The sequence below is a fragment of the Bradyrhizobium sp. 142 genome, from assembly GCF_023074015.1.
Taxonomy (GTDB): Bacteria; Pseudomonadota; Alphaproteobacteria; order Rhizobiales; family Xanthobacteraceae; genus Bradyrhizobium.
In genome coordinates this window covers 1-1,455 of record NZ_JADPKQ010000503.1, presented here as the reverse complement: position 1 = coordinate 1,455, position 1,455 = coordinate 1, and the positions used below count along the sequence as shown (strand labels likewise).

1 pseudogene is annotated in these 1,455 nt (G+C 59.7%); it reads left to right on the top strand.

The features are described 5' to 3' along the window. Window positions 1–54: 54 nt before the first annotated feature. Window positions 55–1,430, top strand: a pseudogene (locus IVA82_RS45275) (IS1182 family transposase). The last annotated feature ends 25 nt before the right edge of the window (window positions 1,431–1,455 follow it).

Sequence of the window (1,455 nt, the reverse complement as noted above, 5' to 3'; positions counted from 1 at the left end):
AGAAGGGCGAACCGTGATTCCGTCTAGGTAAAGCGGCCATCGACGGAGATTTCGATGATGGGTCGGTGCAAGAGTGAGCAGGGTCATCTGTTCTATGCGTTCGACCTCGAGGCCGTAGTACCTGATGACCATCAGGTTCGGCGGATTGCGGCAGTTCTCGATCTCTCATGGGTGCGCGTTGAGCTTGCGCCACACTATTCCAATACTGGCCGGCCATCAGTCGATCCGGAACTGATGATCCGTATGCTTATCCTTGGTTATGTATTCGCGATCCGCTCGGAGCACTATGCAGCGAGGTTCAGCTCAACCTCGCCTATCGCTGGTTTTGCGGCCTCGGCATAGAGGACAAGATCCCGGATCACTCGGCATTTACGCGTGCGCGCAACGAGCGTTTTCGCAATCATGATGTTTTTCGTCACGTCTTCGAGCGAGTTGTCGCGTCGTGCATCAAAGCTGGCCTTGTCGGCGGCAATGGCTTCGCTGTGGATGCCAGTTTGATCGCCGCAGACGCCAACAAGTGCCGCTCGACGCCGGGCGATAAATGGAGCCACGATATCGACCCGACGGGGGCAAGGCGCGCTGTACAGGACTATCTCGTCAATCTCGACGATCCGGCATGGGGGCGTGCGACCGATGTCGTGCCGAAGTTTATCGCGCCCTCCGACCCTGCCGCGCAGTGGACTGGCGCTCTGCGCAACGCTGCATTCTTCGCTTACGCCGACAATTACCTTATCGACATCAAGTTCGGCATCATAATGGATGTCGAGGCGTCCCGGGCAATCCGTCAATCCGAGGTTGGCCCATCCCAGACGATGATCGAACGGACTGAGAAGACGTTCGGCATCAAGCCCGACTGGCTTGTCGCCGATACGGCCTACGGTTCGGCCCCCAATCTGCACTTCCTGGTCGATGAGAAGGGGATCGCGCCCCACATCCCGGTGATCGACAAGTCTCAGCGTGACGACGGCACGTTCAGCCGCGACGATTTCATCTATGACGAGGCGCACGATCACTATGTCTGCCCGAGTGGCAAGATTCTGCCGCGCTCAAGCGGAGCACGCGGACCACGGGGAGATCACGCTATCTCGTATTTCTCGCGCGTCGCCGATTGCCGCGCCTGCCCGCTCAAATCGAAATGCTGTCCAAAATCACCGAGCCGGAAGGTCACGCGCCACGAGCACGAGGCGGCGCGCGATGTCGCCCGCGCGATCGCCAAGACTGCTGCGTACGAGCAGACCCGGCGGGATCGCAAGAAGGTTGAGATGCTGTTTGCCCACCTTAAGCGCTTTCTGCGGCTCAGCCGCCTGAGACTGCGTGGTCCGGCCGGTGCGCAATTCGAGTTTACGCTTGCTGCAATCGCTCAAAACCTTCGTCGTCTCGCCAAGCTGGCGCTACACCCGCCCGACATGGCCGGGCCATGCGTCGCGTAAGTGGCGTCCGTTGCGTTGGTTGCGT